Here is a 16,998-nt window from a genome sequence, read left to right as displayed (position 1 = left end):
TCCGCGCCGACGGGTCCGCCCACATGGTCGACGTGTCCGCCAAGGACGTCACGGCCCGGCAGGCCAGCGCCGCCGGCCGCGTCCTGCTGTCTGCCGCCGCGGTGGCGGCCCTCCGCGACGGCACCGTCCCCAAGGGCGACGCGCTCGCGGTGGCCCGCATCGCTGGGATCCAGGCCGTGAAGCGGACCCCCGAGCTGATCCCGCTGGCCCACCCGATCGCCGTCCACGGTGTCGAGGTCGACCTCGCGGTCGCCGACGACGGGGTCGACGTCGTGGCCACGGTCCGGACGGCCGACCGCACGGGCATCGAGATGGAGGCACTGACGGCGGTCGCGGTCGCCTCGCTCGCCCTCATCGACATGGTCAAGGCGGTTGACAAGCACGCCCGGATCACGGACGTCCGGGTCACGGCCAAGTCAGGCGGCCGGTCGGGCGACTGGGTGGAGTCGTGAGCGACGCGCCCGCGGCAGCCCCGGCCCCCGTGCGAGCGGTGGTCATCACGTGCTCGACCAGGGCGGCACAGGGGGTCTATCCCGACCGCGGAGGCCCGATCATCGTGGAGGCCTTGCGGCGACTGGGCTTCGAGGTCGACGACCCGACCGTGGTCCCTGACGGGCCGTCGGTGGACGAGGCGCTCGCGGCAGCCCTCTCGCAGGACCTCGACCTGCTCGTCACGACCGGCGGCACCGGGCTGTCGCCGACCGACCGCACGCCCGAGGCCACGCGTGCCGTCCTCGATCGGGAGGTCCCGGGCATCGCCGAGGCGATCCGATCGGCCGGGGTCGCGGCGGGTGTCCCCACCGCGATGCTGTCCCGGGGTCTGGCCGGGGTGGCCGGCCGGACGCTCGTGGTCAACCTCCCCGGGTCCTCCGGAGGTGTCCGGGACGGCCTGTCCGTGCTGGAACCTGTTCTGCTGCATGCCCTCTCGCAGATCCGAGGTGGCGACCACTGATGGCCCGCCGATGAGCCAGTGGCCGGTCGAGCTGCACGGCGATACCCCGTCCGGGGAGCCGCTGGTGCTCAATGCGCTTCGCCGGCGCGACGCGGAGGACTGGCGCTCGGTGCGCGCGGTCAACCGTCGCTGGCTCGCCGCCTGGGAAGCCACGTCGCCGAACGGGAGCCCAACCTCGCTGTCCTTCCCGGCGCTCGTCCGGCACTACAACGCCGAGGCCAGGGCGGGACGCATGCTGCCGTTCGTCATCCGGGCCCGGGGCCGCATCGTGGGACAGCTCTCCCTCTTCGGGATCACCTACGGCTCGCTGATGTCCGCGGCCGCCGGCTACTGGGTCGACGAGGACGTCGCCGGGCTCGGGATCACGCCGACCGCACTCGCGCTCGCCGGTGACCATGCCTTCGAGTCGCTGGGGCTGCACCGGCTCGAGGTCAACGTGCGGCCCGAGAACACCAACAGCCTCGCCGTCGTGCGCAAGCTGGGCATGCGCGACGAAGGCGTCCGCACGGCATACCTGCACATCAACGGGGCGTGGCGAGACCACCGGACCTTCGCGCTCACGGTCGAGGACCTGGGCGGGAGGACGCTCATGGAGCGTTTGCACAACAATCACACCAGTCACATTGGCGACACTCCGCCCCACGTCCCCGGTTCGCCACCGCAGGAGACCTAACGTCTTCTTCGTGCAGCCCAGCAGTCTCGTCTTCCTCGTCATCATCGCCGTCTGGGCTGCCTTCTTCCTGCAGTACTGGGTCCGCCGCCGTGAGCACCTGAGCACGGCGCGCTCGGTCGACCAGTTCTCCGAAGCCATGCGGGTGCTCGAGCGACGCAGCCCCCTGCCCGCCACCGACCTCTCCACGCCTGCCCCCCGTTCGTATGCCGTGGTGCCGGCTCGCGCCGCGCGTCCCCAGATCCTCGTGAAGCGTGCGGACACCGCGACCGCCTCCGGGTCGATGTCCTCGTCGGCGTCTTCGTGGGCGGCTTCGCACGATGGTCCCCTTGACGCGTTCGACGAGGACGTCGTCGCCGATCCGATGAGGGCCCGCACGACCTCGGGTCGGGCCTCCGCCCGCCGGTCGCGTGCCCTCGTCATGCTCGGCGCCCTGTCGACCGTGGTCGTTGCCGTCCCGCTGCTCCTCCTGGGGATGCTCCCCGGGTGGGTGGCTCTCGTTCCGGTGGCGTGCCTCGCCGTTGCGGTGGCGTTTGCACGGTCCTCCACCCAGGCCGAGCGGCGGACGCAGGTCTCGAGGAGCCGTTCGGAGCAGGTGCGTCGTACGGCCCCAGAGCCGGTCTCCCGGCAGGTCGATGCGCCCGTGTCGGCTCCTGCGGCGGATGAGGTCGCCACCGCGCCGGCAGCCCAGGCCGACGTGCCCGCAGCCTCGGCCACCGTGCCCACGGCGGCGCCGCGTGACGAGCTCTTCGACGTCCAGGCGGTCGAGGCCGGGCGTGTTGCCGCCCCCGCTGCCGCGTTGCCCGAGATGCAGCCCGTGGCCCCCAGCCGGCCGCTGGTCGACGAGGACGACATCCCGCTGACGTGGGACCCGGTGCCCGTGCCGCGCCCGACCTACACGATGAAGGCCCGGGTCACGCGGCCCGCGCCGACCTCTGCCGACCTCGTGGGCGATGCCGACACCGAGTACGCCGCCTACGAGGAGCCCCAGCGCCGGGTCGCCGGCGCCTGACTCATTCGTCTTCGGACGCCTGACCGCGCGGCTCGCCCCGGGCTTGCGCGGTGCTGCCTCAGCCCTTCGTGCCCCAGACCGCCTGCGCGCCGGAGTCGCCGGTCAGGACGACGATGACCGCCGTCCCCAGGGCCGAGGCCGTCACGAGCACCGCGAGGACGATCCGCGGCAGGCCCGACGGGCCGGGGCGTCGCAGGTAGGCCCACTGCGCGAGGGTCGTCACCGCCAGCGCGATCGCGAAGGGCAGGATCTTCTCGCCGAAGTCGCGGTGGTCGTTCAGGAAGGGCGGGTCGCCCAGCTTGGCGGCGAGCTCGTTGCCGGCGCGCACGGTGATGGGTACGGCGATCGCTCCCACGACCGCCCCGAGCGGGATGAGGAAGGTCAGCTTGCGCTGGGCAGCCGGCCAGAGGCTGGCGACGATGGCGGCGGCCGAGGTCAGGGGCAGCAGGATCACCACGAGGTGAACGAGCAGCGGGTGGGCGGGCAGGCCGTTGATCGTCATGCCTCAGGGTGGACAACCCGGGCAATGCTGGTCAAGCGTTCAACCACTTCGTGACCAAGCTGGAGTCGCCGCGGGGCGTGCGGCGGGGTCACTGCTGAGGGGGCCGGCCGTTTTCCGTCACGGGCGTGGCTGGTGTTATTGTTTCGTCCGCATCAAGGGGCTGTGGCGCAGTTGGTAGCGCGTCTCGTTCGCAATGAGAAGGCCAGGGGTTCGAATCCCCTCAGCTCCACCCGACGGGGACCCCGTCCGACCAGCGGTAGCGCTGATTGTCGGGCGGGGTTTGTTTGTCACTCGGACGGCGCCCCCTCGCGCGTGCCCCCGGCGTGCCCCCGGACGTTGAGACGCCCCAGTCCCGCACGGTCGGCCGGGGTGCCGAGGTGGTGCAGGTAGAGGCTCGTGGATGCGCCGGCCCTCTGCAATTGGTGGCGACGCCTTCTGGCTCGGCGCGCTGGACGACGAGGGTGGGCATTGGCACCTCGACGAGGTCCCGCACGCGCACGGCCCTCAGCTCGGACCAGCGCAGCCCGGTCCACCCGGCAATGAGGAGGACGTCCGCGAGGCGCTGGTCGCGAAGATGTCGCTGCTTGGCCGCTCCAATTGGCCATGAAGTCGAGGGCTTGCTCTGAGGTGGCCGGGCTCAATGGTGTTGGTAGTGACGGTCAGGAGGCGATGCATCGCATGATCGACCGCTGACTTTCCGCGTGGTCCTCAGGTTTCGTGCACCGGGATCCCCACGCCTTAAAACCAGGGGCGATTGCGACTGCGAATGTTGGGCAGTACTGCGGAGCTTTGGTTGCTTATCGCCGCGGCGCCCGCCCCGTGGCTCATCGGCAAGGGCCACGCGTGCGTGGTTTCGATCTGTGACACGTTCAGTTCCTCTTTACTGAGGCCGTTTCCTGGGTAGCTGACCACGACGCAAGCAGGGCGAGAGCATGGGCGGTTGGGGATGCGGGTTCGGCGGTGTAGATGGTCATGCTGAGCCCGGGTTCGGATCGAAGGTCCATGCTTTCGTAGGCAAGGTCGAGGTGGCCGACGACCTGGTGGTGGTAGTGCTTGGTGCCGCCCGCGTGGGTGCGCACGTTGTGGGAGCCCCAGCGGCGCCGGAACTCGTCGCTGCGCGTGGAGAGCTCGCCGACCAGATCCTGGAGTGCCTTGTCGTGCGGGTCCTGACCAGCGGCGGTGCGTAGGTTGGCAACGGTGATGTCTGCCATCTGCTCCCAGTCGGGGTAGAGCCGGTGGGAGGCGGTGTCGAGGAACGCGAACCTGGCCAGGTTGGGGGGCCGGGTCGTGTCGGCGTAGACGTCGGCGTACAACGCGCGGCCGAGGTGGTTGGCGGCTAGGAGGTCGGACCTGTTGTTTCCGACGATCGCTGGCCCGGTGACGATGGAGTCAAGGGCCCATTGCAGGCTCGGCCGTGGCGCCCACTGCGCGGGGCTGCGTCGGCGGGGACGCATGGCGGCTGCTGTGCCGTCGGCGGCCTGGGCGAGAAGGAACAGGTGGCGGCGTTCGGCGTCGTCGAGTTGCAGGGCGCGGCCGATGGCGTCGAGGACGCCCGCTGAGACGCCGCCCAGTGCGCCGCGTTCTAGCTTGGCGTAGTACTCAACGCTCATCCCGGCGAGGGCGGCCACCTCGCTGCGCCGCAGCCCGGGGACCCGGCGCTGCCCCGCTTGGGGGACGCCCGCCTGGTCGGGAGTGATCTTGGCTCGTCGCGAGGTCAGGAACTCGCGGACTTCGGCTCGGTTGTCCACGGGGACCACGGTACGACCGCTGTCGGCGATCAGGGATGCCCTGTGAGTACACCCATCATCAGTGACTTTTCCAGGCGTCGCAGCGACGGTCTCCTTGGGGCATGAACGTTGCACCCCGACTCCGGTCCTGCCTTTGGGCGGGCGCAGCATTGGTCCCCGCCTCCGTCGTCGCGGTGCTGGCGTGCTGGTCGCTGAGCGGCCCTGCTGGCCCCGACTCGACGTTGCCCGTTGACCGGGCCTCGGCGACCGTGACCAGCGATGGCAACGCCGCGGCTGTGGAGGACATCCTGCTGCGCGTTCCCGACGGACCAGCAACGGTCACCCTCGATGACACGCCGGCGGCGCGGGCGTTTGCCGCGATGCTGCCGCTGGCCGTGTCCTTGAAGGATCCAATGGGTCAGGCGAAATCTGGACAGCTGCCGTCGCCGATCGACGTCACCGGCGCAATGCGCGTGTTCGACCCCCGCGTCGGCGAACTGTACTACTGGGGCCCGAGCCACACAGTCGCGATCTTCTACGACGACCTCGGCCAGACGGTCCCTCCGCCTGGCCTGGTCCGGCTCGGAGTCGTGAGCAGCGGGCTCCCCGAGATCAGCTCGGCCGGCAACAGCTTCCCCGTCCGGATCGAGCCAGCTGCTGGCACCCTGACGCTGGCGGGGTCCTGAAGGTGGAGACCACCCCACCAGTGGCGGGCCCGGGACGTGCGATGCCGTCCGCGCGGCAAGCCCCGGTGAGCCGTAGCGTTCCGGCGATCCTCGCGTTGCTCACCGTGCTAGGGCCCGCATCCATGGACCTCTATCTTCCGGTCCTGCCCGCACTCGCCCGTGACCTTGGTGCGAGCACCTCGTCAGCGCAGCTGACCATGACCACGTGCCTGCTCGGGTTGGCGCTCGGGCAGGTGGTCGCAGGGCCTGTCTCCGACCGCTACGGTCGCCGGGGTCCGCTGATCGTCGGCCTGGTCATCTTCGTCATCGCCTCGGCGTTGTGTGCGTTCAGCACCTCCGCCGCCGTTCTCATCGCGCTGCGCCTCGTCCAAGGGTTGGCTGGCGCCGTCGGCCTCGTGATTGCCCAAGCCGCGGGAAGAGACATCTACGAGGGCCGGCAACTCACGCGCTACTACGGTCGCATCGTCGTGCTGTCCGGGCTGGCCGCGATCGTCGCACCGGTCATCGGAGGGCAACTGGCGACACTTCTCGACTGGCGAGGCTTCTTCGGCGTTCTTGCAGCGATCGGCGCCTTGGTCCTGCTCGGGATCGTCTTCGGGTTCCGGGAGACCCTGCTCGAGGAGCATCGCGTCACTGGGGGTGCTCGGAGTACCGGCGGACACGTCCGGACCCTCGCCGGGGATCGCCTCTTCCTCGGTGCGATGCTCGCCAGCGCGTTTACCGCCGCCGCCTACTTCGCCTACCTGGCGGGGGCATCGTTCGTTCTGCAGGACATCTATGCGCTTTCCCCGGCTGCCTACTCCCTGGTGTTCGGGCTCAACGCCGCAGGATTCGCTCTGTTCGGGTTCCTGGGAGGGCGCGCCGCGGAACGCTGGTCGGAAAGGCTGGCCTTCATCCTCGGTCTTGGGATCATTGCGGTGGGGGCTGGCGGCCTCCTGGCAACGGCGCTGATTCACCTTTCGCTTCCGTTCGCGGTCGTGTCGTTCTTCGCCGTCGCCGCCGGTGCCGCGGCTGTCTCGCCACCGGCGACATCACTCGCCTTGGCCGACTACCCACAGTTCGCCGGCACCGCGTCATCCATCCTCGGTGTCACCCGATTCGCGGCGGGCGCTCTCACCGCTCCACTGGTGGGCCTCTCCGGATCGAGGACCATGATCCCTCTCGGCATCGTCACGGTCGCTAGCACCGCCCTCGCAGCGACGGCTTACCTGTGGTTCGTTCGCCGACCAGTGGCTCCCCGTAGTCCCGCCACCAACTGAAAGAAGCAAGCCCCATGCGTGTAGCAGTCATGTACGCCCCCGGTGACGTCCGGGTCGAGAGCCGCCCCGAGCCGCAGATCCTGGCACCCACCGATGCAGTCATCCGGCTGTCCGCAACCTGCGTGTGTGGCTCCGACCTGTGGCCCTACCGCGGCATCGAGAAGCAGACCGGTCCCACCCCGATGGGGCACGAGTACGCAGGCATCGTCGAAGAGGTCGGCACCGCCGTCACCACGATCCGGTCCGGCCAGTTCGTGGTCGGATCGTTCTTCGCCTCGGACAACACTTGCGAGATCTGCCTAGCCGGGTACCACTCCTCATGCATCCACCGGGAGGCCGCCGCCCCCGGCGGAGCACAGGCGGAACGCCTGCGCGTCCCCCTGGCCGACGGCACCCTGGTCGCCACCCCGGAGCTCCCAGACGACGACCTGATCCCGCACCTGCTCGCCGCTTCCGACGTGCTCGGCACCGGCTGGTTCGCCGCCGTGGCCGCCGCCGTCGGGCCGGGCAAGACTGTTGCCGTGGTCGGCGACGGCGCGGTCGGGCTCCTGGGTGTGCTGGCCGCCAAGCAACTCGGCGCCGAACGGATCATTGCGATGAGCAGGCACGAACCACGGCAAAGGCTCGCGCTCGAGTTCGGCGCCACCCACGTCGTGGCTGAGCGCGGCGACGACGGCGTGTCCGCGATCAAAGACCTCACGAACGGTCTGGGTGCGCACTCGGTGATCGAGGCGGTCGGCACCCAGGAGTCGATGATGCAGGCCATCCACTCCACCCGCCCCGGCGGCCACGTGGGCTACGTAGGCGTCACCCACGACGTCGCACTGGACGGGATGGAACTCTTCTTCTCCCACGTGAACCTCCATGGAGGGCCCGCCCCGGTCCGCCGGTTCCTACCTGCCCTTATCGACCGGATCTGGACCCGCCAGATCGAGCCCGGCAAGGTCTTCGACCTCGAACTGCCCCTCGACCAAGCCGCCGCCGGGTACGAGGCGATGGACACCAGACAAGCCATCAAGGTGCTGCTCCGGCCATGACAGAACCAGAGGCGAACGGGAGCCCTGCGCGAATCCGCTGCCCTGATGCACGCAGCCTTCCTCAGCCGTCATGCGGCGGCTGACACGGCCTCCGGTCGCGGGCGCTGCTTGCACGGACTCTTTGTGAGAACTTTCCGTACTGGCTCAAGGGCGGCTCCGCCGCCAGCGCGGGGCCCCGCGCTCACGAGAGCAGCCGGTCCTTGTTGCATTGGTGCACGTGTTGGGGGACGGGAGGCGCCTCCTGCGCGAAGCGACTCTCGGGGCGAGCGCGGCCGTCGACCTGGGCCATCCGGCGGGGTCTTGCGGCTGGGCGGCAGGGCAACTGCGGGACACTCTGACGATGCTGCACCTGCGTATCTCCTCCCCAGCCGCCCAGACCGACCGCGTCCTGGCGCTCTTGGAAGCGGACACCAGCGTGAGCGCGCTGTCCGTGGTCCGCGACGCTTCCCTGCGCCCGGCAGGCGACCTGGTCCTGGCTGACGTTGCCCGTGAGGGGGCGAACGTGGTCATCGACCAGCTCCGCGACCTCGGCGTCCACCACGGCGGGTCGCTGCACATCGAGCCTGTGACCACCTGGCTGTCGAAGGAGGGCTACGACGCGGAGCGCCGAACACCGGGCAGCGGTGCCGACTCCGTGGTGTGGGCGGACGTGACGCAGCGGGCGTATGAGGACTCGGAGCTGAACTGGACCTACGGCAGCTTCATGACACTGGCGACCCTCATCGCGACCATCGCCATCGTGCTGGACTCCCAGATCCTGGTCATCGGGGCGATGGTTCTCGGGCCCGAGTTCGGGGCGGTCGCGGCGCTGGGGGTCGCGCTGGTCCGCCGCCGGTACACCCTGCTGCGCCGCGCCACGGTGACGCTCGTAGCCGGGTTCGCGGCCGCGATTGCGCTGACCACCTTGCTCGCGTTGGCGGGAAAGGCGCTCGGCTGGATCAGCCTGGCTGACGTGACCGGGCCGCGTCCCGGCACCGACTTCATCTACTTCCCGGACAAGTGGTCGTTCATCGTGGCGGTCATCGCCGGGGCCGCCGGTGTCCTGTCACTGACCTCGGCCCGCACCGGTGGCCTGTCAGGGGTGTTCATCTCCGTCACCACCGTCCCCGCCGCCGGCAACATCGCCCTCGGACTGGCGTTCGGCGTCGGGCACGAGGTGTGGGGCAGCACCCTGCAGCTGGCGCTCAACCTGTCCGGGATGGCCCTCGCAGGATGGGCGACCCTGGCCGTCCAGCAAGCCGTGTGGGCGCGCATCTCGGCCAAGCGTGCGCGGATGCTCGACCGGCTGCGGCGCCGCGAGCCCCACCAGCCGTCGTAGCCGTCCAAGGCGAGCACAGTCTCACGTCCGTCCCTACGGACTCGGCGAGGAGGAGGCGCTGTGCGGGCACGGCGGCGTGCCGCACGGCATACAGCCCGCCGCCCGTAGGGTGGCCCCGCCCCACCTTCACACCTGAGAGACGACATGAACGCTTCTGACCGGTTGGTCATGCCTGCCCGCGTGCCAAGCCCCGCCAAACCGGCGGAGTCCACCAAGCCCGGAGCCACGTGGCTGCTCGAGCACCGGGTGCAGCCCGTCGGACCAGAGTCGGGTGAGGAGCACGCGCAACCCCACGCGTGGTGGAAGGTGATGACCCTCACCGGAGTCGACTACTTCTCCACCCTGGCGTACCTGCCCGGCATCGCCGCGCTTGCCGCCGGCGCGCTCTCGCCCCTGGCAACGCTGCTCATCGTGCTCCTGACCCTGCTGGGGATGCTGCCGATGTACTCGCGCGTCGCTCGGGAGAGCCCGCACGGGCAAGGGTCTGTCGCGATGCTGGAGGACCTGCTGCCGTTCTGGCGGGGCAAGGTCTTCGTGCTCGTTCTGCTCGGGTTCGTGGCCACCTCGTGGATCATCACCATCACCCTGTCCGCGGCGGACGCGTCGGTCCATGTGCTTGAGTCACCGTTCTTCCCCGATGCCCTGCACGGCCACGCGGTGGCCATCACCGTGTTCCTGCTGCTGGTTCTGGGTGGGGTGTTCCTGCTGGGGTTCAGCGAGGCGGTCAGCGTGGCCATCCCGCTCGTGGCGGTGTTCCTCGCCCTGAACGCGGTCGTCGTGGTGAAGGGGCTGGTCGAGGTGTTCACCACGGACGGCGCCCTGTCGGCGTGGACATCGGCCCTGTCCGACTCCGGTGGCCTGGGCGGGGCCATCGGTCCCGCTGTCATCGCGTTCCCGTTGCTGGTGCTTGGCCTGTCAGGGTTCGAGACCGGGGTGTCGATGATGCCGCTCGTCGCCGCCGACGGCCACAACGCCAAGGAGAAGCTGGCCTCTCGCATCCGCAACACCCGCAAGCTCCTGGCCGGAGCAGCGCTCATCATGTCCGTCTACCTGTTGTCGACCAGCTTCGTCACCACCGTGCTCATCCCGGCCGACGAGTTCAACACTGGCGGGGAAGCCAACGGCCGGGCCCTGGCCTACCTCGCCCATGAGATGTTCGGCGACGGATTCGGCACCGTCTACGACATCAGCACCATCCTCATCCTGTGGTTCGCTGGCGCCTCCGCGATGGCGGGCCTTATCAACATCGTGCCCCGCTACCTGCCCGCCTACGGCATGGCGCCCGAGTGGGGCCGAGCTGTGCGCCCTGTCGTGCTCGTCTACACCATCATCTGCGTCATCATCACGCTGGCGTTCGGCGCCGACGTCAATGCCCAGGCCGGGGCCTACGCCACCGGCATCCTGGCGATGATGGTCTCCGGCGCGGTGGCCGTGACCATCTCCGCGTACCGGCACGCCCAGAAGGTTGCCGCCGCCGGATTCACCGTCCTGACCCTCATCCTGCTGTACGCGCTGGTGGAGAACATCCGCGAGAAGCCGGACGGCATCGCCATCTCGGGTCTGTTCATCCTCGGCATCGTCGTGGTCTCGCTGGTCTCGCGCATCAGCCGCACCACTGAGCTGCGGGTCGAGCACATCGAGTTCGACGAGCCCGCACGCCAGTTCATCGAGGACTCGGTCGCACACGACGGGCTGCTGAACCTCATCGCGAACAAGCGCCAAGCGGGCGACGAGGCCGAGTACGTCGCCAAGGAAGCCGAGCAGCGGGCAATGAACCCGGTCCCGGGTCGCTCTGACGTGCTGTTCCTCGAGGTCGACATCGACGACCCGTCCGACTTCTCCGACGTGCTGCGCGTGCACGGCGTCGAGGTGGCGGGCTACCGAATCCTGCGCGTGGCCAGCCCGGCGGCGCCAAATGCCATCGCCGCCGTCCTCCTTGCGCTGCGCGACGCGACCGGTCTGCACCCGCACTGCCACTTCGAGTGGTCCGAGGGGTCCCCGGTCGCGCACTTGCTGCGCTACCTGCTCCTGGGCCGCGGCGACACCCCACCAGTCGTGCGCGAGATCATCCGCAAGGTTGAACCCGATCCTGCCCAGCGGCCCAGCATCCACGTCAGCTGAAGACTCAGGCGCCGAATGCGACTGGGTCTTGCGTCAGCGTGCACTCAGTGCTACATAAAACCTATGGCGGACGCTACAGATCCGCGACGGCTGTGGCGACGCCAGGGAGCATCAGGACGAGACGACGGAGGTGAAGACGATGCTGATGCGCACCGACCCATTCCGTGAGCTGGACCGACTGACGCAACAGGCATTCGGCACGCTCGCCCGGCCCTCGGCGATGCCGATGGACGCCTGGCGCGACGGAGACGTCTTCCATGTCGAGTTCGACCTGCCTGGTGTCAACCAGGACTCGATCGACATCGACGTGGAACGCAACGTGGTGACCGTCAAGGCTGAACGGCCGGACCGGGCCAGCGACGCGGAGCTGCTTGCCGCAGAACGCCCCCGCGGGGTTTTCAGCCGCCAGCTCGTGCTCGGAGACAACGTGGACACCGAGCGCATCGAGGCCAGCTACGACGCTGGAGTGCTCACGTTGAAGATCCCGGTCGCCGAGCAGGCCAAGCCGCGCAAGATCGAGATCAGCAGCCGGCACGAAGGCCAGCAGGCCATCTCCGCCTGACCTGGGTGGTGAGGCTCATGCTCGCCGTCGCAACTGTCCAGGCCGACGCCTCTGCTGGCCAAGCCAGCGTCGTGCAGGGTGCGGGCGAGGACTTCCTCGACCTGATCTGCGCGGACGAGGACCTGCTCCGGGCGGAGTTCGACGCGATCATCGCCCAAGAGTGGTCGAGCAGCGTCCCCCCACCCGACCCGCCGGCCGCGTCGCCTCGACCCGGCCCTGGACCGCGCCGCCATCGGCTGCCCCGCGGCGGACAGGCGTCCCCGCGTCGCCCACACCACCCCGGTGCCGACGGGTGGAGCCGTCAACGCTCGCCCCCGCGGCCCACTCGGGATCACGATCCGAGACGGAACGACAAGGACGGACGAAGGTAGGTGACCGCCCGACACAGAGGATGCAGCAGCACCATATGAACAGACTCTCGCCTGGGCCGCGTTCGAGCCATCGCGCCTGACGCAGGCTGCGCGACGCCCACGCCTTGACGGCGTACCTCGTCGCGGCCCAGGTGAGGCCCCTCGACCCTCACCCACGGGGGGACCGACCACCCGAGGGGGACGCCAGCCGGCACGCAAGCGCCAAGACCCTTCCAAGAGAACGCCTTTCGGCGTAGCCATGACCGTTGACCGCACCGACCCGTACGGCGCCCTGGGTCTGACCCCGAACGCGACCCAAGGCCAGATCCGGCGCGCCTACCGCGCGCTGTTGCGCCAGAACCACCCCGACACCCGCCCCTTGGGCGACCCCGCCGCCAGTGCGGCCTCCGACAGGACACTCCAGCAGGTCATCGCCGCATACGCGATCCTGGGAGACCCGGCCCGCAGGGCAAGCCACGACCACGTCGCCCCGCACACGACCGCCATCCCGACCCGGACTCGCCCTGGGACGCCCTTCCGACGCACGGCACCTGACGAGCCGCCCATCCAGGCCGGTCCAGTGCTGTGGCACGGTTCTCGGCCCTAGTCCGCCCCGCACCCAAGGGCGCCCACGTTCGCTGAGCCGCGGGACCAGGCGTGCACGCCCACGGACCGACGCGTTCGCAGACGGCTCGCGATTGATCTCGTCGCGGCGGGGCATAGGGGTTGTATGGCCCCCAGGAACGCGATGTCCCCCAACCTCTCGAGCAAGCCGAATGAAGCCGAGGCCACCGCCGGCGACCCGGACGCGGCCACGCCCGACTCACCGACACAGATCAGCCGCGAGTCGTGGAGGTACATCGCGCGCAAGACCGTGCGGGAGTTCAGCAGGGACCAGTGCACGGACCTCGCGGCGGCCCTGACCTACTACGCCGTGCTCGCGCTGTTCCCCGCCGTCATCGCGCTCCTGTCGCTGGTCGGACTGTTCGGCCAGCCCCAGCAGACCGTGGACACCCTGCTGGGGATCCTGCGGGACGTCGGAGCTGGTTCGGCCGTGGACACGCTCGCACCCACGTTGACGTCGCTCGCCGGGCGGCAAGGGGCAGCCGGGATCGCCTTCGTCGTGGGCCTCGCGACCGCGCTGTGGTCCGCCTCCGGATACGTCGGCTCCTTCGGGCGGGCCATGAACCGGATCTACGAGATCCGTGAAGGACGGCCGTTCTGGAAGCTGCGCCCCGTCATGCTGGCGGTGACCCTGGTCGCAGTCATCCTGGTCGCCCTGGTGGCGATGGCGTTGGTGCTCACAGGCCCGGCGGCACAGGCGGTGGGTGACGCCATCGGGCTGGGTTCGACTGGCCTGCTGGTCTGGAACATCGCCAAGTGGCCCGTGATCCTCCTCGTCGTCGCGTTCGTCGTGGCGATCCTCTACTACGTCACCCCCAACGTGAAGCAGCCGCGTTTCCGCTGGGTGAGTGTCGGTGCGGTCGTGGCGATCGTGGTCTGGATCCTCGCGTCGGTGGCCTTCGGCTTCTACGTCAGCACCTTCTCCAGCTACGACAAGACGTATGGCGCCCTGGCCGGCGTCGTCGTGTTCCTGCTGTGGCTGTGGATCACCAACCTGGCGCTGCTGTTCGGAGCGGAGCTCGACGCCGAGCTCGAACGCGCACGGGAGCTCCAGTCCGGACTCCCCGCGGAGGAGGAGCTGCAGCTTCCGGCGCGTGACACGCGCGGCACGGACAAGGCCGACGCGAAGAGGGCCGAGGACGTCGAGCGCGGCCGACGGCTGCGCACCACCCGGGGCAGCCGGCAGGACGGCGTCGACTGACCCTGGTCGAGGCTCCGTCGCCGAGTGTGGTGAGAGCCCCGACCGGTGGGCCGGTCGGGACTCCCTGTCAGGGGCGCAGCGCGGGTGCCGCTGCGGCCGTCGTCGTCCGCGACTGCATCCTGGGGCCGGGCGGAGGCGTCAGCTTCCGGGTCCTGCGGCCGTCCCCAGCCCTTCGGTGCCCAGGCCGGCCTCGCGGGCGCGGATCGCCGCAGACGTGCGGTCCGGGACCCCGAGCTTGAGCAGCACGCTCGAGGTGATGTTGCGGACCGTCTTCTCGGCGAGGTGCAGCCGGCGCGCGATCTCGTGGTTGGCGCACCCGTCGGCGATGAGCCTCAGCACATCGACCTCGCGAGCGGTCAGGCCGGGGAAGACGACGGCCTCGGTCGCCGCGTCCCCCGCGAAGGCAGCCGCGAGGCGCCTGCCCACCGACTCGTCGAACGCGCTCTGGCCGCTGGCGGCGGCGTGGACCGCGGCGGTGATGGCCTCTGCACTGGCCCCTTTGAGCAGGTACCCGCGGGCCCCGCTGCGCAGGGCTGCACGCACGTGCGCGTCGTCGGCGTGCATGGTCAGTGCGACGACGGGGATGGCGAGACCGCGCGCGGCCAGGGCTCCGAGGACCCCGATGCCGTCCAGTCCCGGCATACCGAGGTCGGTCAGGACCACGTCGGGTCCGTGGTCGGCGACCAAGGCCACGAGCGCCTCACCGTCGGTGGCCTCGGCGACCACCTCGATCCCGTCCGCCTGGTCGAGCACCGCTCGCAGGCCGAACAGGAACATGGGGTGGTCGTCGGCTATCACGACGCGGGTCACGTGGTCGCCTCCAGCGGCAGTGACACGTTGACCCGTGTCCCGTGGTCAGGGGCGGCGGCAGCCCTGATGTCGACGGTGCCGCCCGCGTGCGCCGCGCGCATGCGCATGCTCGACAGCCCCACCCCGTCACCGGCAACCTCCGGCACGCCCCGACCGTCGTCGCTGATGCACAGCTCGAGGTGGTCACCGTGGTCACGGACCGTGAGGGTGCAGGTTGTGGCGCCGGCGTGCCGGATGACGTTGGTCAGGGCTTCGTGGGCGATCCGGTATGCCGTCTCCTCCACCCGGGGCGGGAGGGTGCGGTTGAGCCGCGTGTCGAGGTGGAGCACCGGCGTGCCGTCGCCGTCGAAGCCGAGGCGGTGGGCGGCATCGCGCAGCGCGTCCGCCAGGTCTGCGTGGTCGAGCGCCGCCGGGCCGAGCCGGTCGAGGACCCGCCGGACCTCGGCACCGGCGAGGTCGGTCTCGTCGCGGGCTCGCCGGACCAGCGCTCGAGCCGCCTCCGGGTCGCGGGCCAGGGCCGTCTCGGCAGCCTGCAGGCTCAGGGAGATCCCTGACAGGGAAGGGCGAGGCCATCGTGCAGGTCCTGGCGGACCCGCTCCCGCTCGCTCATCTCGGCGGCCACCGCGCGGGTGCGTTCGGCCTGGACGTCGGCGGCGAGCTGCTGGGCTCGCAGGACGGCGGCGATGTGGACGGTCAGGGCAGCGACGATGCGCCGGCCGCCGAGGTCCTTCAGGCTGGACATCACGAGGAYGCCCAGGTCGTTGCGGCCCGAGCGCAGGCGGACCCGTTCGACCGCGGTCGAGCGGTCGTCGGGGTCGTCCAGCTCACCGGTGGAGGCCAGGGTGCGGCCGGCCTCGTCGATGACCGCGGCGTAGCGCACGCCGATCGCCTCGACGAGCCCGACGACGACGCTCTGCAGTGGGTCGTGCCGGTCACCACGCTCGATCCGCGGGTGGCGCTCGAGGTCGATGATCGGGTCGACGGGGGCGCCGAGCAGCAGCCGGTCGACCTGCCGGCGCAGCCACGACGACAGCGGTCCGATGAGCAGGGCCACTGCCGTCGCCGACGCGAGCAGGGGTAGCGGCTGGTCGAGCCCGAGCGTTGCAGCGACGGCGCTGACCCCCGCGGTGATCGCCACGACGAGGCCCGTGAGGACGGTGACGTAGAGGATCCCGCGCAGGGGGGAGGTCAGGCCGGCCACGTGGTACCGCAGGATCCCCAGGCAGACCGCCACTGCGGGGAGGCTGAGGGCGACGGCGGCGATGGGCTCCGCCGGGCGCGACACCAGGCCCAGCAGCGCGACGGCGACGGCAGCGAGCAGCAGCAGGAGCTGCTGTCGCTCGGGGGAGCGAGCCCTGAGGGTGCGCAGCGCGATGGCCGGGACGATCAGGGCGATGGTGCCGCCGAGTAGTACCGACCCGGAGGTCCCGAGCGCCGTGACGAGCCAGTCGGGCGCGTGCCAGAGCCCTGCACGCGCCGGCGCATCCGCCTCGCCGAGCGCGAGGCGCAGCGCCACCAGGACCGAACCGGCGGTGCCCGCAACGGCCACCGCGGTCCAGCGCCACGAGGTGGGATGGCCGAGCGGGTAGACGACCGGAAGGACAGCCAGCGGAAGGTACACCGACGGCAGCCAGGTCCAGTCCGCCACCCACCCCACGAGGTCCGCGGCAGGCCACCCGGCTCCGATGGGTGACGCGTACACGGCGGCGTAGGCCCCCGCGCCGATGGAGATGGCCTGAAGGGTCGCGACGGCCAGGAGCAGCCATCCGATCGCGTTGCGGGGCTTGGACCACGCGACCAGCACGCCCGTTCCGACGACCAGGAGGAGTGCGGGCACGACGGCGACGTGGGTGTGCGCGTTGCCGGGGTCGTCCCGCAAGGCGAGCGCGAGCGCCACAGCGGCAGCCGTGAGCAGGGCGGCGGTCACGGCCAGGACTCGGGTCGTGATGACGGCCCAGGGACGCAGCCGTCGCGGACCCACGCCGGGTGGCTCGGAGTGTGCCTTCCCGGGCAGACCGAGGTGCCGCACCACTCCGCTGCTTGCGACCACGGCCATCACCTCCGCCTCAGTGTCCGCCCGGCGGGGTGGCCGTGTCTGCAGGTCGGTCGTCCCGGATCGACCGGGAACGTTGCCCGACGGCGCCGGGACGCCGTCCGGTCGCCCCGG

The 16,998-nt window shown here is 70.5% G+C and carries 17 protein-coding genes, 1 tRNA gene and 1 pseudogene; 13 read left to right on the top strand and 6 right to left on the bottom strand.

Translation table 11 applies throughout. From position 1 onward, the window contains the following. The first annotated feature begins 23 nt into the window (after positions 1-23). The 4 genes from moaC to AC1DV7_RS11215 are packed head-to-tail and all read left to right on the top strand — an operon-like array spanning position 24 to position 2,634. Positions 24-452, top strand: a complete 429-nt coding sequence (moaC, locus tag AC1DV7_RS11230; protein WP_477597216.1) for a cyclic pyranopterin monophosphate synthase MoaC — start codon at positions 24-26, stop codon at positions 450-452. Beyond that, positions 449-952, top strand: a complete 504-nt coding sequence (locus tag AC1DV7_RS11225; protein ID WP_477597204.1) for a MogA/MoaB family molybdenum cofactor biosynthesis protein — start codon at positions 449-451, stop codon at positions 950-952. Before moaC ends, AC1DV7_RS11225 begins: the two co-directional genes overlap by 4 nt. A 10-nt stretch (positions 953-962) precedes the next feature. Beyond that, positions 963-1,625, top strand: coding sequence for a GNAT family N-acetyltransferase (locus AC1DV7_RS11220; RefSeq protein WP_477597203.1), 663 nt, complete (start codon positions 963-965; stop codon positions 1,623-1,625). 10 nt (positions 1,626-1,635) lie between these two features. Beyond that, positions 1,636-2,634: a hypothetical protein gene (locus AC1DV7_RS11215; RefSeq protein WP_477597202.1), complete on the top strand. Its 999-nt coding sequence runs from the start codon at positions 1,636-1,638 to the stop codon at positions 2,632-2,634. Between the two features lie 58 nt (positions 2,635-2,692). On the opposite strand, the gene AC1DV7_RS11210 is transcribed toward AC1DV7_RS11215, so the two are convergent. After that, the gene (locus AC1DV7_RS11210) at positions 2,693-3,136 is read right to left on the bottom strand and encodes a DUF2231 domain-containing protein (RefSeq protein ID WP_477597201.1); all 444 of its coding nucleotides are present in this window, start codon (positions 3,134-3,136) and stop codon (positions 2,693-2,695) included. A 156-nt stretch (positions 3,137-3,292) separates the two neighbouring features. On the opposite strand from AC1DV7_RS11210, the gene AC1DV7_RS11205 reads away from it, so the two are divergent. After that, a tRNA-Ala gene (locus AC1DV7_RS11205) sits at positions 3,293-3,365 on the top strand. 640 nt (positions 3,366-4,005) lie between these two features. On the opposite strand, the gene AC1DV7_RS11200 is transcribed toward AC1DV7_RS11205, so the two are convergent. Further along, positions 4,006-4,884, bottom strand: coding sequence for a helix-turn-helix transcriptional regulator (locus AC1DV7_RS11200; protein WP_477597200.1), 879 nt, complete (start codon positions 4,882-4,884; stop codon positions 4,006-4,008). Positions 4,885-4,985: 101 nt separating this feature from the next. On the opposite strand from AC1DV7_RS11200, the gene AC1DV7_RS11195 reads away from it, so the two are divergent. The 8 genes from AC1DV7_RS11195 to AC1DV7_RS11160 all read left to right on the top strand — a co-directional run bounded on the left by AC1DV7_RS11195 (position 4,986) and on the right by AC1DV7_RS11160 (position 14,021). Then, complete coding sequence (locus AC1DV7_RS11195; RefSeq protein WP_477597199.1) at positions 4,986-5,549, top strand: cyclophilin-like fold protein; 564 nt, start codon at positions 4,986-4,988, stop codon at positions 5,547-5,549. 41 nt (positions 5,550-5,590) lie between these two features. Beyond that, the gene (locus AC1DV7_RS11190) at positions 5,591-6,808 is read left to right on the top strand and encodes a multidrug effflux MFS transporter (protein ID WP_477597215.1); all 1,218 of its coding nucleotides are present in this window, start codon (positions 5,591-5,593) and stop codon (positions 6,806-6,808) included. A 14-nt stretch (positions 6,809-6,822) separates the two neighbouring features. Further along, positions 6,823-7,845: a zinc-dependent alcohol dehydrogenase family protein gene (locus AC1DV7_RS11185; RefSeq protein WP_477597198.1), complete on the top strand. Its 1,023-nt coding sequence runs from the start codon at positions 6,823-6,825 to the stop codon at positions 7,843-7,845. 340 nt (positions 7,846-8,185) lie between these two features. Further along, entirely contained in the window at positions 8,186-9,163 is a 978-nt protein-coding gene (locus AC1DV7_RS11180) for a DUF389 domain-containing protein (protein WP_477597197.1), read from the top strand. 168 nt (positions 9,164-9,331) lie between these two features. Further along, positions 9,332-11,284 carry an APC family permease gene (locus AC1DV7_RS11175; RefSeq protein WP_477597196.1) on the top strand — a complete coding sequence of 651 codons (1,953 nt, stop codon included), beginning with the start codon at positions 9,332-9,334 and terminating at the stop codon, positions 11,282-11,284. A 139-nt stretch (positions 11,285-11,423) separates the two neighbouring features. Then, positions 11,424-11,846 (top strand): Hsp20/alpha crystallin family protein, encoded by a 423-nt coding sequence (locus tag AC1DV7_RS11170; RefSeq protein ID WP_477597214.1) that lies wholly within the window; start codon positions 11,424-11,426, stop codon positions 11,844-11,846. Positions 11,847-12,455: 609 nt separating this feature from the next. Beyond that, a complete protein-coding gene (locus AC1DV7_RS11165) occupies positions 12,456-12,803 on the top strand; it encodes a J domain-containing protein (protein ID WP_477597195.1) in 348 nt (115 codons plus the stop codon). Positions 12,804-12,944: 141 nt separating this feature from the next. Beyond that, positions 12,945-14,021: a YihY/virulence factor BrkB family protein gene (locus AC1DV7_RS11160; protein ID WP_477597194.1), complete on the top strand. Its 1,077-nt coding sequence runs from the start codon at positions 12,945-12,947 to the stop codon at positions 14,019-14,021. A gap of 138 nt (positions 14,022-14,159) precedes the next feature. Here AC1DV7_RS11160 and AC1DV7_RS11155 read toward each other — a convergent pair whose 3' ends face one another. From AC1DV7_RS11155 to AC1DV7_RS11140, 4 genes and pseudogenes are all read right to left on the bottom strand, one after another. Continuing rightward, a complete protein-coding gene (locus tag AC1DV7_RS11155; RefSeq protein ID WP_477597193.1) occupies positions 14,160-14,831 on the bottom strand; it encodes a response regulator transcription factor in 672 nt (223 codons plus the stop codon). Next, positions 14,828-15,160 (bottom strand): sensor histidine kinase, encoded by a 333-nt coding sequence (locus tag AC1DV7_RS11150; RefSeq protein ID WP_477597192.1) that lies wholly within the window; start codon positions 15,158-15,160, stop codon positions 14,828-14,830. The genes AC1DV7_RS11155 and AC1DV7_RS11150 overlap by 4 nt, the downstream gene beginning before the upstream one ends. A gap of 132 nt (positions 15,161-15,292) precedes the next feature. Next, a pseudogene (locus AC1DV7_RS11145) lies at positions 15,293-15,346 on the bottom strand (hypothetical protein); the annotation flags it as partial. 23 nt (positions 15,347-15,369) lie between these two features. After that, the gene (locus AC1DV7_RS11140) at positions 15,370-16,887 is read right to left on the bottom strand and encodes a hypothetical protein (protein WP_477597191.1); all 1,518 of its coding nucleotides are present in this window, start codon (positions 16,885-16,887) and stop codon (positions 15,370-15,372) included. Between the last annotated feature and the right edge of the window lie 111 nt (positions 16,888-16,998).

Source organism: Pedococcus sp. P2_E4, assembly GCF_056403935.1.
Note: the sequence above shows the minus strand (reverse complement) of the source record. Positions and strands in the feature narration are given on the sequence as shown.